This window comes from Kitasatospora sp. NPDC022785, assembly GCF_055561295.1.
Genome location: NZ_JBVHHB010000001.1, coordinates 1 through 12,835, shown reverse-complemented (window position 1 = coordinate 12,835; position 12,835 = coordinate 1). Strand labels below are relative to the sequence as shown.

Sequence of the window (12,835 nt, the reverse complement as noted above, 5' to 3'; positions counted from 1 at the left end):
CGTCGCCTACCCGCCCCCGGGCGTCCGGCGAGAGAGGGTTGAACCGTGCTCGTAATCGTCGCCCCTGGACAGGGTGCCCAGACCCCCGGTTTCCTCAGCCCCTGGCTGGAGCTGGACGGTGTCGCCGACCGCCTCCACGGCTGGTCGGAGGTCGCCGGGCTCGACTTGGTGCACGCCGGTACCCAGGCGTCCGCCGAGGACATCAAGGACACCGCCGTCGCCCAGCCGCTACTGGTCGCGGCCGGCCTGGTGACCGCCCGAGAGCTGTTCCCCGACGAGGACCGCGCCCGTGCGCTGGTCGGCGCCGTGGCCGGCCACAGCGTCGGCGAGATCACCGCCGCCGCCGGTGCCGGCGTGCTCTCCGCCCATGACGCACTCACCTTTGTCCGTGAGCGCAGCCTCGCGATGGCCGAGGCCGCCGCGGCCACCGAGACCGGCATGATCGCCGTCCTCGGCGGCGAGCCGGAGGCCGTCTCGGCCAAGCTCGCCGAGCACGGCCTGACCGCGGCCAACAACAACGGCGGCGGCCAGATCGTCGCGGCCGGCACGGTGGCCCAGCTGGAGGCCCTGCAGGCCGACCCGCCGGCCGGATCCCGGCTGATCGCGCTCAAGGTCGCCGGCGCGTTCCACACCGCGCACATGGCGCCCGGTGTCGAGCGGCTGGCCAAGCTGGCCCCGACCCTGCCGGTCGCGGACCCGAAGGTCGCCTACGTCTCGAACCAGGACGGCCAGGTCGTGGCATCCGGCGCCGAGGTGCTGGACCGTCTGGTGTCGCAGGTCTCCAACCCGGTCCGCTGGGACCTCTGCATGGAGACCCTGCGGGAGCTGGGCGCGACCGCCGTCGTCGAGCTCGCCCCCGCGGGCACCCTCACCGGACTGGTCAAGCGCAACCTCAAGGGTGTGGCCACGCTTGCCCTCAAGACCCCCGCCGACCTGGACAAGGCCCGCGAGCTCGTCGCGGAGCACGGCGGTCAGGAGCAGCAGGCATGACCAAGGCCCAGATCAACCCCGTCACCGGTGCGCAGTACTCGCGCATCCACGGTGTCGGGGGCTACCGTCCGGTGCGGGTGATCCCGAACTCCGAGGTCCTGAACTGGATCGACTCCTCGGACGAGTGGATCCGCACCCGCAGCGGGATCGCCGAGCGCCGCTGGGCCGGCCCCGAGGAGACCGTCGCCGAGATGTCGGTGCAGGCCGCCGGAAAGGCCATCGCCCAGGCCGGGATCGACCCCGACCGGATCGGCGGCGTCATCGTCGCGACCGTCTCGCACCTCAAGCAGACCCCCGCGATCGCCACCGAGATCGCCGAGCGGCTGGGCTGCGGCACCGCCCCGGCCTTCGACATCTCGGCCGCCTGCGCGGGCTTCGGCTACGGCCTGGGCCTGGCCGACGGCATGGTCCGCGGCGGCAGTGCCGAGTACGTGCTGGTGATCGGCGTGGAGCGGCTCAGCGACCTGACCGACCAGTCGGACCGCTCGACCGCGTTCATCTTCGGTGACGGCGCCGGCGCCGCGATCGTCGGCCCGTCCGACACGCCCGGCATCGGCAAGGTCATCTGGGGCTCGGACGGTTCCCACAAGGACGTCATCTCGCAGACCCAGGCCTGGGACACCGCCTTCGGCAAGGAGGACGCCGTCAACGGCGTCGGCGAGGCCCATGACGACGGTCGCAGCAAGTGGCCGGCCCTGCGGATGGAGGGCCAGACGGTCTTCCGCTGGGCGGTCTGGGAGATGGCCAAGGTGGCCCAGCAGGCGCTGGACGCCGCCGGGGTGACCGCCGACCAGCTGGGTGCGTTCATCCCGCACCAGGCCAACATGCGCATCACCGATGCCATGATCAAGGCCCTCAAACTGCCCGAGTCGGTGCCGGTCGCCCGCGACATCACCGAGACCGGCAACACCTCCGCGGCGTCCATCCCGCTGGCGATGGAGCGCATGCTGGAGAGCGGCGAGGCACGCAGCGGCGACCTCGCGCTGATCATCGGGTTCGGGGCGGGTCTGGTCTACGCCGCGGCAGTCGTTACGCTCCCCTAGGCGCGTTTCGCCCCAACCCCCATCAAAAGCCTGCGTCCGTCCGCCGGGCGGCCGCATTCAACACCGAAGAGGAGCAGCCAGTATGGCTACCAAGGACGAGGTCCTGGAAGGTCTCGCTGAGATCGTCAACGAGATCGCCGGCATCCCGACCGAGGACGTCGAGCTCGACAAGTCCTTCACCGACGACCTGGACGTCGACTCGCTCTCCATGGTCGAGGTCGTCGTGGCCGCCGAGGAGCGCTTCGACGTGAAGATCCCGGACGACGAGGTCAAGAACCTGAAGACCGTCGGCGACGCGGTGGACTACATCCTCGCCAACGCCTGAGCGTTCGACTCGTTCGACGCCTGATGTCGGCCGGCTCCCCGAGCCGGCCGACCCTCCGGCCGGACGCCCCTGCGGGCGCCCGGCCGGGCCCCACCCCCCGGCCCGCCGCCGAAACCCCGCAACGTGAGAGAAGAAGAACCAGTGACCGCTGAAAACCGTACCGTGGTAGTCACGGGTATCGGCGCCTTCACGCCGCTGGGCGGCGACGCCGCCACGACCTGGGAGAACCTGGTCGCGGGCCGCTCCGGTGTGGCCGCCCTCACCGAGGAGTGGGCCGCCGAGCTGCCCGTCCGGATCGCCGCGCGCACCGCGGTCGACCCGGGCGAGATCCTCCCCCGCCCGCTCGCCCGCCGGCTGGACCGCTCGGCGCAGTTCGCGCTGATCGCGGCCCGCGAGGCCTGGGCCGACGCCGGCTACGAGACCCCCGCCACCGACGAGTCGTCGAAGCTGGCCCCCGAGCGCCTGGGCGCCGTGATCGCCTCCGGCATCGGCGGTGTCACCACCCTGCTCGACCAGTACGACGTGCTGAAGGAGAAGGGCGTCCGCAAGGTCTCCCCGCACACCGTCCCGATGCTGATGCCCAACTCCCCGGCGGCCAACGTCGGTCTGGAGGTCGGCGCCCGTGCCGGTGTGCACACCCCCGTCTCCGCCTGTGCCTCCGGCGCCGAGGCGATCGGCTACGCGATCGAGATGATCCGTACCGGCCGCGCCGACGTCGTGGTGGCCGGCGGCACCGAGGCCGCGATCCACCCGCTGCCGATCGTGGCGTTCGCCAACATGATGGCGATGTCCAAGAACAACGACGAGCCGCAGCGCGCCTCCCGCCCGTACGACAAGGGCCGCGACGGCTTCGTGCTCGGCGAGGGCGCGGGCGTGGTCGTGCTGGAGTCGGTCGAGCACGCCGAGGCACGCGGTGCCCGGATCTACTGCGAGGCGATCGGCCAGGGCCTGTCCTCGGACGCCCACCACATCGCCCAGCCCGAGCCGACCGGCGCCGGCGTGGCCCGCGCGCTGGCCGACCTGTTCGAGCGCAACGACCTGGACAAGGCCGAGATCGTGCACGTCAACGCGCACGCCACCTCGACCCCGCAGGGCGACACGGCCGAGCTGAAGGCGCTGCGCAAGGAGCTCGGCGAGCACCTGGACCACATCGCCGTCTCGGCCACCAAGTCGATGACCGGCCACCTGCTGGGCGGCGCCGGCGGCATCGAGACCGTCGCCACCGTGCTGGCCCTGTACAAGCGGCTGGCCCCGCCGACCATCAACGTCGAGGACCTGGACGACGACGTGGACGCGGACATCGTCCGGGACGAGCCCCGCCCGCTGCCCGAGGGCCGGATCGCGGCGCTGAACAACTCGTTCGGCTTCGGCGGCCACAACGTGGTGCTGGCCTTCCGCACCGTCTGAGACCGCTGACAGCAGAGGGGTCCGGCACTCGCCACGAGCGCCGGACCCCTTCGCCGTTCGCGGTCAGACCACCTGGTGCAGCCAGCGCACCGGGGCGCCCTCGCCCGCGTAGCGGAACGGCTCCAGCTCGTCGTCCCAGGGCTTGCCGAGCAGCCGGGAGATCTCGGCCTCCAGGTCGGCCCCCTCGCTGCGGGCACGCAGCAGGACGGCGCGCAGCCGGTCCTCGGGGATCAGGATGTCGCCGTGGATGCCGGTGACGGCGTGGAAGATGCCGAGCGTAGGCGTGCTGCTGTAGCGCTCGCCCTCCGCCGTGGCGCAGGGCTCGCTGGTGACCTCGTACCGCATCAGCTGCCAGCCGCGCAGTGCGGAGGCGAGCTTCGAGGCCGTACCGGGCTCGCCCTGCCAGGAGAGCTCGGCGCGCCAGTGTCCGGGCGCGGCCGGCTGGCGGATCCAGTCCAGACTCACCCGCACACCCAGCACCCCCGCGACGGCCCATTCGACGTGCGGGCACAACGCGCGGGGCGCGGAGTGGACGTACAGGACTCCACGTGTCGTCACCGGGACCTCCAGGCTGTGGACGAGGGTCGCCTTCCCCAGCTGCCTCGCGTTCGCGCCTGTAGTTGATCCACAGTTACCCACGTTAGCCGACATTAAGCCACTAAATTGAGCAAAACGGACAGGCTTTCGCTCAATGCTAGTCGAATCCTCAACGAGGTCCACCCCTCGGTCGGATCTCTCCCCCGAACGGCCCCATCGCCAGGCGGGACCACCGTACCGCGCCGCCCCGCACGATGGATGACGCGCTTTCGGATCCGGCCGGAATGCGGTAGTGCGGCCGGATCTCCTGCGCCCGGTACGCAAACCGCCCCGCACGCCCGAGGGGCGGCGGGGCGGCCTGGCGGCAGCTGTGTTGACGTGACGTCAGCCGTCGAGGCGGACCACCATCTTGCCGGTGTTGACGCCGCGCAGGAGGTCCAGGAAGGCCTCCGCGGTGTTCTCGAAGCCGTCCACCACGGTCTCCTCGTTGCGCAGCCTGCCCTCCTTCAGCCAGCCGCCGACCTCGGCGACGAACTGCGGCTGCAGGGCGGCGTGGTCGCGCACCAGCATGCCCTCCAGGCGCAGCCGCTTGCCGATCGCCAGCGCCAGGTTGCGCGGGGCGGCCGGCGCGGAGGTCTCGTTGTACTGCGCGATCGCGCCGCAGAGCACCGCGCGGCCGTGCACGCCGAGCGCGCCGATCGCGGCCTCCAGGTGGCTGCCGCCGACGTTGTCGAAGTAGAGGTCGATGCCCTCCGGGGCGGCCTTGGCGAGCTGCTCGGCGACCGGCGCGTCCTTGTAGTTGAACGCGGCGTCGAAGCCGTACTCGTCGGTCAGCTTGGCGACCTTCTCCGCCGAGCCGGCCGAGCCGACCACCAGCGAGGCGCCCTTGAGCCGGGCGATCTGGCCGACCATCGAGCCGACGGCGCCGGCCGCGCCGGAGACGAAGACCCGGTCGCCCTCCTTGAAGTCGCCGACCGCCAGCAGGCCGGCGTAGGCGGTGAGGCCGGTCATGCCGAGCACGCCGAGGTAGGCGGAGAGCGGCACGGACCGGTCGACCTTCACCGCCTGCGTCGCGTCGACGGTGGCGTACTCGCGCCAGCCGAGCCCGTGCAGCACGGCGTCGCCCGGGGCGAAGCCCTCGGCCTCCGAGGCGACGACGTAGCCGACCGCGCCGCCGTCCATCGGCCGGCCGAGCTCGAACGGCGGGACGTAGGACTTCGCGTCGTTCATCCGGCCGCGCATGTACGGGTCGACCGAGAGATAGGCGTTGCGGACCAGGATCTCGCCCGGTCCCGGGGTCCGGACCGGCGCCTCGACCAGGGCGAAGTCGGTCGGAACGGGCCAGCCCTGGGGGCGGGCGGCGAGGTGCCATTCGCGGGCGGTGGCGGGCGCTTCCTGCTCGGCCATCTGGGGGTACTCCTTGTCGCCTAAAAGGTTGACTTACTGAAGTAACGATGGACATGAAAGGTTCATGTTGTCAACTGTTCAGGTAGACTGTGAGGCATGGACACCCAGCCGACCCCGTCCGGCGCGCCGGAGCCCGACGAGATCACCCGTGAGGTCGTCGACCTGATGGCCAACCTGGTCGCGCTCTTCCATCGCGAGTACGAGGAGGCCGCCGCCGCCCGCTCGCTCACCGGCGCCCAGGCCAAGGTCCTCGCCCTGCTGCGGCGCGGCCCGATGCCGATGCGCCACATCGCCCAGACCCTCAGCTGCGAGCCGTCCAACATCACCGGCATCGTCGACCGGCTTGAGTCGCGCGGCTTCGTCACCCGGGAGGCCGACCGGCAGGACCGCCGGGTCAAGCTGGTCGCCGCCACCGAGAGCGGCTCGGCCGCCTCCGAGGAGCTTCGGGAGTCGCTGAACTTCGCCCGCGAGCCGCTGGCCGCCCTCGGCCCGGACGAGCGGACGGCGCTGCGCGACCTGCTCCGCCGGATGCTCTCGGGCGCCTCCGGCCCGGGGGCGTGAGCAGCATCACGGCCGCGGCGGCCGTTCCGGAGCAATTGGCCGGCCATCGGATGTAACCGAACACTCCCCCGAAGCGTCTAACGTTCGAGATTCGCACCGGCCTGCCCATGAGCCGGTGCGTGCAGGGAACGACACCAGAAGACGGGGGGCCCGGGGGGATGAGCAGCAGCTCGCGCCGGCGGCGCATCGTACGGACCGCCGTGGGCCTCGCCGCCGTTCTCGTGCTGTCGGTGGCGGGGGCCGGCGCCTGGTTCTACCACCGGCTGGACAGCAACATCACCACCTTCGACGCGGGCGGCGTCGCCACCGAACGGCCGCCGGCCCCCGTCCCGGTCACGCCCGGCGCCTCGGTGCCGGTCAACGTCCTGGTCCTCGGCTCGGACACCCGCAACGACGGCAACGCCGACCTCGGCGGCGGCGAGGAGGGTGTCGGCCACTCGGACACCGCGGTGCTGCTGCACATCTACGCCGACCACAAGCACGCCGTCGGCGTCTCCATACCCCGCGACGCGCTGGTGACCGTCCCGTCGTGCCGGCTGCCGAACGGCGGCTGGACATCGCCCAGGACGAACCAGATGTTCAACTCGGCGTTCACCATAGGCGAGTTCCCCAAGGGGAACCCGGCCTGCACGCAGAACACCGTCGAGACGCTGACCGGCCTGCGGATCGACCACACCATCGTGGTCGACTTCAAGGGCGTCGCCGCGATGACCGAGGCCGTCAACGGCGTGGACGCCTGCGTCCCCAACGACGTGAACTCGCACAACATCCACCTCAAGAAGGGCATGCAGAAGCTCTCCGGACAGCCCGCGGTGGACTACCTGCGGGCCCGGTACGGGATCGGCGACAACTCCGACATCGGCCGGATGAAGCGCCAGCAGGCGTTCCTCTCCTCGATGATCAGGAAGGTCCAGGGCCTCGGCTTCTCACTGCCGACCCTGCTCCCGCTGGCCGACGCGGCCACCCGCTCGCTGACCGTGGACGAGGGCCTGGGCACCGCGATGAAGCTGGTGGACTTCGCCCAGTCGCTGCAGAGCATCAAGCTCTCCGACATCACCTTCGTCACCACCCCCTGGCGCTACTCCGGCGAACGGGTCGCCCTGGTCCACCCGGACGTCGACACCCTCTGGAAGCTGCTGCGCGAGGACCGCACGCTGGACGGGCAGAGCACCGGCCGGGTCGGCGACGCCTCGTCCGCCCCCGCCCCGGCCACGCCCACCTCCGCCGTCTCGCCCACCCCGCTCTCGCCCGAGCAGACGGCCGCGCCGATCACCGTGGTCAACGGTGTCGGCGCCCCGGGGCTGGCCGGCAAGGGCGCGGAGGCGGTCCGTGCCAAGGGCTTCCAGAACGTCGCCCTGGGCCCCACCAACGGCGGCCGGCTGCAGACCGAGATCGCGTACGACCCGGCGCTGAAGGCCGTCGCCGACCAGCTGGCACCGCTCTTCCCCGGGGCCCGGCTGGTCGAGGAGGCGGGCTCCGAGGGGATCACCGTCACGCTGGGCCGCGACTACCACCCGACGCCGGCCACCGGGCTCGACGCCGCCGACGCCCCGGCCGGCCCGACGGCCGCCGCCACGACCCGCCCCACACCCGGCGCCACCCCCACGCCGAGCGGCGTGCCCACCGGTATCGCCGAGAACAGCCGCGGGGCCGACACCGACCCCTGCGCCGACCTGACCTTCGGCTAGGCCCCGGGCGGCCGGTCGCCGCGCGGCGACCGGCCCCGACCGACCGGCCGAGACCGACCGGACAAGACACCGGGCGTGGCCGGCAGACGCGCTCTCAGGCCGCTTCCGGCGGGTCCGGCAGACCGGTGACGACCGCGGTCAGCCGGGTGCCCGCCGGAAACGCCCCGGCCCCGGCCAGCTCGTACAGGGCGGCCAGCAGCTTGGCGACGTAGCGGCGCTCCAGGGCGATGCCGTGGCGCTGCTCGAACCCCTCGGCGAAGGCGGCCAGCCCGGGCGGCACCCGGCCGTAACCGCCGCCGTGGTGGTCGTGGTCGATCCGCCAGTTGCCGAACTCCCGCCCGAAGGCGTCCCGGTGCAGCCGGGCGACCTCGCCCTCCAGGTAGCCGGCGCCTCCGCGCAGCACCGCCACCCCGAGCGCCCGCGCGCCCGGCGGCAGGCCAGCCGCGATCCCGGCCAGGGTGCCGCCCGTGCCGACCGGGCAGCAGACCACGTCCCGCCCGCCGAGGTCGGGCAGCTCCGCCGGGACGGCCGCCGCCCCGGTCGCCGCCAGGGCGTTGGAGCCGCCCTCCGGCAGCACCAGGCAGGGCCCCCAGCGCCGCTGCAGCTCGGCCGCGACGGCGTCCTCCGCCCCGCACCGGCCGGCCGTCTCCCGGTACGCCGTCCGGGAGAGGAACTCCAGCCGCATGCCGGCCGCCTCGGCCGCCCGCAGCGACCAGTTGCGCGGGGCATCGGCCAGCTCCTCGCCGCGGACCAGCCCGACGCTTTCCAGCCCGAGCACGCCGGCCGCCACCGCGACCGCGCGCAGATGGGTTGAGTAGGCACCGCCGAAGGTCAGCAGCCTGGTCTGCCCCTGCTCGACCGCCGCCGCCAGGTTGGGCCCTAGCTTGCGCCACTTGTTGCCCGGCACCGCCGGGTGCAGCAGGTCGTCCCGCTTGAGGCGCAGCTCCACCCCGGCCCGGGCCAGCACCTCGTCGGTGCAGTCCACCAGCGGAGTCGGCAGCAGTGCGGGTTCGAGCATCGGGCCAGGATACGGAGGCGGGGCGCCGCGCCGGGGCGCCGGGTGCGGCGGGCGGAGCCGCCCGAGCCGTGGCGTGCCGCCTGAGCGCCGGACAGGCCTAGGCCCGCTTGCGGCCGCAGATCACCACGGTGTCCGCGCCGAGCGCCACCCGCCCGGTGGGCTCGATGCCGGCCTCGGCGAACCACTGCTCGTACTCCCGGCCGGTGTAGACCATTCCCTCGCCGGAGGCGATGGTGTGGAAGTACGCCGAGAGGTAGGCCGCCCGGTCGGGCCCGGTCTCCTCGTCGTTCTGGTAGGGCGTCACCACGAAGATCCCCCCGCCGGGGGCGAGGGCGCGGGAGGCCTTCGCCAGCAGGGCCCGGATCCGGTCGGCGGACCAGATTTCGAGGAAGTGCGCGAAGAGCAGCGAGTCGCACCCGGCCGGGAACTCGTCCTTGAACACGTCGAGGCTCACCGCGTTCACCCGGTCGGCCAGCCCGAGCTTCTGGATCGTGGCGTTGGCACTGGCCGCGACCGAGGGCAGGTCGGCGATGGTGACCCGCAGCCCGGGCCAGCGCTCCACCAGGTTCGAGGCGTTGATGGCGGTGCCGCCGCCGATGTCGAGCAGGTGGTTGTACCCGGAGAGGTCGAGCTTCTCCTTGAGCTCCTCGCCGACCAGCCGGCTCACCGAGGCCATCATGGTGTGGAAGGTCGACTCCAGCTCCGGATGGTCGGCCAGCCGCTCGTACATGGTCGGCGCCGTGCCCGGGATCTCCCGCTGCAGTCCGATGTTGGTGTCGGCCTTCAGCGCCTCGGGGAACCAGGACATCGCCCGGTAGATGCCCTGCTGCTCCCACGGGATGAAGGCGGCGGGCGACTCGTCGAGGTTGTCGGCGAGCGGCTGGGTGAGCGGGGTGTTGTAGTAGCCGCCGTTCTCCCTGCGCAGCAGGCCCATGGTGGTGCAGCCGAGCAGCAGTATTCGGGTCGGCTGCTCCTTCAGGCCGACGCGGGCCGCGATGTCCGGCATCGCGATGCCCGGCTCCTGCTCGAGGATGGTGAAGAGGCCGAACTGGAAGGCCGCGCTGAGGAACTGGAATCGGTAGTGGGCCTTGTACAGCGGTCGGAGCTCGACCTCGATGGGCTTCGCGGTTGGTGCCATGTCCAAGCCTCCTGGGCAATCGGTGCGATGGTCGCGTTCACGGTGCGGCGCGCGGAGGGCCGGCGCCGGTATGTCGTCGTAGCCCGGGCGTCGGGCCCGGGAAGGGTCTGCGGGGATCGCCCCGGGGCGGAGGGTCCGGCCGCCCCCGGGTGCTATCCGCCGGCCGCCATCCGTTGCCGGACGGCCCGCTGGATCTCGGAGGGCCCGCAGGCCCACACCAGCACCCGTCCGATCGCGCGGGCGGCCGGGCGGTCCCAGCCCGCTCGTACCAGGCCGGGCCGGCGGATCCCGAGTTCGGCCCTGGCCCACCTCGGCAGCAGGCCGATCGACCCGTTCATCAGCAGCCCGGTGGCCACCCGCTCTCGCGGGCTGCGGCCGAAGCCGCGCAGGAACCGGACGCAGTCGAGCGCGGCGGGGGTGGCCAGCAGCTCCGGGCGGATCCGCGCGAGGTACCGGTCCACCTCGGCGGCCGAGCGCGGCACCCCCGCCGCCCCCAGCCGCTCGCCGACGAGGGCGGCCTCCGCGTAGTAGCGGTCGCACTCCGCGGCCGAGAGCGGCGTCGCCGAGAAGACCTGATGGCCCGCCAGGAAGCAGCTGACCTCCGCGGTGTGCACCCAGGTGAGCAGGTCCGGATCGTCCGCGCGGTACGGCCGTCCGTCCGGTGCCCTGCCGTGGATCCTCGGGTGGAGCCGCCGGACGGCCTCGATCGCCTCCCCGGCCGCCGCCGTCGAGCCGAAGGTGGTGGTGGTGACGAAGCGCGCCGTCCGGTTGAGCCGGCCGGTCGGGTCGGACCGGAAGTCGGAGTGCCCGTCCACCGCCGCCATGGCCAGCGGGTGCAGCGACTGGAGCAACAGGGCCGCGAAGCCGCCGGTGAGCATCCCGGCCGGGTGACCGTTGACGCGCCACACGACGCTCTGCGGACCGAACAGCCCGGGATCCCCGGCCGGCCGGTCGTACCGCTCCAGGTGCAGGTTCGGCCCGTGCACCGAGGCGTTGACCTCGGCCAGCAGACGGGCGCGGAACGCGGCGAGCGGAGTCACCCGGCGGGCCTGCGGCGTCCGTCCGGTCATGGCGTCCGTGCGCCGCTCGGCGGCGTGACCCGGTCGAGGGGGCCCGGCGGGTCCTCGGTGGGCCGCTGGGCCGCCCGGCCCATGGTGAGGACGGCCAGCGCCAGCACCGCGAGCCCGCAGCCGGCCATGATCGCCCAACCGAGGTGGCTGGCGGCCGGGAACCCGGTGGCGAACGGACCGGCGATCCGGGCGGTCGTGACCGAACCCAGCACGGCGACCCCCAGCGAGGCCCCCACCTGGCGACCGGTGGAGGTGACCGCTGCGGCCACCCCGGCCCGGGACGGCGGCATCCCGGAGACCGCCGCGTAGGTGATCGGGGCGTCGAGCATGCCGAAGCCGATGCCGAACGCCACGTAGGCGAGGGCCAGGAACCAGATCGGGGTGTCCGCCGTGAGCCCGGTCAGCAGCAGACCGCAGAGCGCGATCCCGCTCCCCGCCACCACCAGCGGCAGCCGAGGCCCGCGGGCACCGATCACCCGGCCCGCCAGCGGGCCGAAGACCAGTGTCATCGCCGCCATCGGCAGTGTCAGGAGCCCGGCGTGCAACGGGGAGTACCCCCGCACGTTCTGCAGATAAAGGGAGTTGAGGAAGAGGAAGCCGGCCAGTGCGGCGAAGCCGCAGACCGCCGAGGCGATGGCCCCGCTGAACGACACGCTGCGGAAGAACCGCAGGTCCAGCAACGGTTCCGGGCGCCGCCGCTCGTGCCGCACCAGGGCCGCCGCGGCCAGGACGGTGGTGGCGAAGCAGCCGACGATCGGCCACGAACCCCAGCCCTGGCGTGCCCCCTCGATGATCCCGAAGATCAGCGCCGCCAGCAGGGTGATCACCAGCAGCTGCCCGCCGGGGTCGAGCCGGCGCGGGTGCGGCGCCTTGGACTCGGGGACGAACAGCGCGGTCAGGACCAGGGCGAGGACGCCGAACGGGATGTTGATCCAGAAGATCGACCGCCAGCCCGCCAGATCGACCAGCGCGCCGCCGACCACCGGGCCGAAGGCCAGGCTCATTCCGGCCACGCCGCCCCAGATCCCGATCGCCCTGGCCCGTTCCCTCAGGTCCGTGAAGGTGTTGGTGATGATCGACATGGCGACCGGGTTGAGCATCGCCCCGCCGACCGCCTGCAGCATCCGGAACCCGACCAGCGTCCCGGTGTCCGGCGCCAGGCCGCAGAGCAACGAAGCGAGGCTGAACAGCAGCAGGCCGGTCTGGAAGGTGCGCCGCCTGCCGAACCGGTCGGCCATCGAGCCGGAGAGCATCAGCAGACTCGCGAGCACCACCGTGTAGGCGTCCACCGTCCACTGCAGTCCCGTGGCCGTGGCGTCCAGATCGTGCTGGATGGCGGGAAGGGCCAGATTCACGACCGTCGTGTCCAGGCCCACCATGAACAGACTCAGACAACACACCGCGAGGGTCAGCCACTTGAGTCGGTTCTGCGGCACTGAAGGCACATCCGTCATTATGCCCTCCATGCATATGACATGGTAGGGCGGCCGATTGACGCATCGTCACTTTACCAACCCCTCCCTCCCGTGGCCCACCGCTCAGCGCGTCCCGAGCAGCTTCAGCTCGGGGTGGGCGGTGCCGCCCTCGATCGCGGTGGAGGCGATGTGCGAGGCGACCCGCGGGTCGACCGGGTCGTCGGCCGGGTCGTCCA

The 12,835-nt window shown here is 72.6% G+C and carries 12 protein-coding genes; 6 read left to right on the top strand and 6 right to left on the bottom strand.

Going from position 1 to position 12,835, the window contains the following annotated elements; translation table 11 throughout:
• Positions 1-45: 45 nt before the first annotated feature.
• The 4 genes from ACZ3YO_RS00060 to fabF all read left to right on the top strand — a co-directional run bounded on the left by ACZ3YO_RS00060 (position 46) and on the right by fabF (position 3,765).
• Positions 46-990 carry an ACP S-malonyltransferase gene (locus tag ACZ3YO_RS00060; protein ID WP_465562782.1) on the top strand — a complete coding sequence of 315 codons (945 nt, stop codon included), beginning with the start codon at positions 46-48 and terminating at the stop codon, positions 988-990.
• Positions 987-2,033, top strand: a complete 1,047-nt coding sequence (locus ACZ3YO_RS00055) for a beta-ketoacyl-ACP synthase III (protein WP_465562779.1) — start codon at positions 987-989, stop codon at positions 2,031-2,033. Before ACZ3YO_RS00060 ends, ACZ3YO_RS00055 begins: the two co-directional genes overlap by 4 nt.
• Before the next feature lie 82 nt (positions 2,034-2,115).
• Complete coding sequence (locus ACZ3YO_RS00050; protein ID WP_360183576.1) at positions 2,116-2,358, top strand: acyl carrier protein; 243 nt, start codon at positions 2,116-2,118, stop codon at positions 2,356-2,358.
• Between the two features lie 141 nt (positions 2,359-2,499).
• Positions 2,500-3,765 (top strand): beta-ketoacyl-ACP synthase II, encoded by a 1,266-nt coding sequence (gene fabF / locus ACZ3YO_RS00045; RefSeq protein WP_396319621.1) that lies wholly within the window; start codon positions 2,500-2,502, stop codon positions 3,763-3,765.
• A 63-nt stretch (positions 3,766-3,828) separates the two neighbouring features.
• Here fabF and ACZ3YO_RS00040 read toward each other — a convergent pair whose 3' ends face one another.
• Positions 3,829-4,323 (bottom strand): DUF3145 domain-containing protein, encoded by a 495-nt coding sequence (locus ACZ3YO_RS00040; RefSeq protein WP_238740953.1) that lies wholly within the window; start codon positions 4,321-4,323, stop codon positions 3,829-3,831.
• A gap of 363 nt (positions 4,324-4,686) precedes the next feature.
• Positions 4,687-5,709, bottom strand: coding sequence for an NADP-dependent oxidoreductase (locus ACZ3YO_RS00035; protein WP_465562776.1), 1,023 nt, complete (start codon positions 5,707-5,709; stop codon positions 4,687-4,689).
• A 96-nt stretch (positions 5,710-5,805) separates the two neighbouring features.
• Between ACZ3YO_RS00035 and ACZ3YO_RS00030 the strand changes: the two genes are divergently transcribed.
• Complete coding sequence (locus tag ACZ3YO_RS00030) at positions 5,806-6,270, top strand: MarR family winged helix-turn-helix transcriptional regulator (RefSeq protein ID WP_396319624.1); 465 nt, start codon at positions 5,806-5,808, stop codon at positions 6,268-6,270.
• Between the two features lie 158 nt (positions 6,271-6,428).
• Entirely contained in the window at positions 6,429-7,958 is a 1,530-nt protein-coding gene (locus tag ACZ3YO_RS00025; RefSeq protein WP_465562773.1) for an LCP family protein, read from the top strand.
• 94 nt (positions 7,959-8,052) lie between these two features.
• Here the strand turns inward: ACZ3YO_RS00025 and ACZ3YO_RS00020 are convergent, their stop codons facing one another.
• From ACZ3YO_RS00020 to ACZ3YO_RS00005, 4 genes are all read right to left on the bottom strand, one after another.
• Positions 8,053-8,976 (bottom strand): 1-aminocyclopropane-1-carboxylate deaminase/D-cysteine desulfhydrase, encoded by a 924-nt coding sequence (locus tag ACZ3YO_RS00020; RefSeq protein WP_465562770.1) that lies wholly within the window; start codon positions 8,974-8,976, stop codon positions 8,053-8,055.
• A gap of 97 nt (positions 8,977-9,073) precedes the next feature.
• Positions 9,074-10,114 carry a methyltransferase gene (locus tag ACZ3YO_RS00015; protein ID WP_465562767.1) on the bottom strand — a complete coding sequence of 347 codons (1,041 nt, stop codon included), beginning with the start codon at positions 10,112-10,114 and terminating at the stop codon, positions 9,074-9,076.
• A gap of 152 nt (positions 10,115-10,266) precedes the next feature.
• Entirely contained in the window at positions 10,267-11,184 is a 918-nt protein-coding gene (locus tag ACZ3YO_RS00010; protein ID WP_465545264.1) for an oxygenase MpaB family protein, read from the bottom strand.
• Positions 11,181-12,638 (bottom strand): MFS transporter, encoded by a 1,458-nt coding sequence (locus ACZ3YO_RS00005; protein WP_465562764.1) that lies wholly within the window; start codon positions 12,636-12,638, stop codon positions 11,181-11,183. Before ACZ3YO_RS00005 ends, ACZ3YO_RS00010 begins: the two co-directional genes overlap by 4 nt.
• Positions 12,639-12,835: the final 197 nt, after the last annotated feature.